At 44.2% G+C, this 471-nt stretch carries 1 protein-coding gene and 1 rRNA gene; both read right to left on the reverse strand.

Going from position 1 to position 471, the window contains the following annotated elements; all coding sequences use genetic code 11:
- A 23S ribosomal RNA gene (locus tag H6A32_RS15925) occupies positions 1-125 on the reverse strand; the annotation flags it as partial.
- 146 nt (positions 126-271) lie between these two features.
- On the reverse strand, positions 272-471 hold a 200-nt coding region (locus tag H6A32_RS15930; protein ID WP_204864832.1), incomplete at its 5' end, for a hypothetical protein.

Consider the following 471-nt stretch of genomic DNA (forward strand, 5'->3'; position numbering starts at 1 on the left):
TTCCCCATTCAGAAATCTCCGGATCAATGGATATTTGCTCCTCCCCGAAGCTTTTCGCAGCTTATCACGTCTTTCATCGGCTCTTAGTGCCAAGGCATCCACCCTGCGCTCTTTCTAGCATAACCAACTTTGACTTGAGACCGGGATGATCTCTCGTCTCACATACCTAGCGTGATATGTGTTGGTCGATAGTGCAGATCTTTTGATCTGCCGTTGTTCTCAATAATGTGTTCACATTACCTCGGATGTCTTGATATTTCTATTTGTGTTCTTATATGCGGTTTTCAAGGTACACTACACAATCAATCAAAAACGGCGTTGAAAGCTCGCTTTCATAAGACGGTTTTGAATTGATTGGTTTGCGTGCCTGCACGCGACCGAGCAGCCTGGCTGCGAGGTGTAGTGTCGACACTTCTGACTGATTTTTATCAGTCATATGAAATCTGAAGTTTTCTTCAAACCTCATATCAC

Origin of the sequence: Drancourtella massiliensis (assembly GCF_016900655.1) — a bacterium.
GTDB lineage: Bacteria > Bacillota > Clostridia > Lachnospirales > Lachnospiraceae > Sellimonas > Sellimonas catena.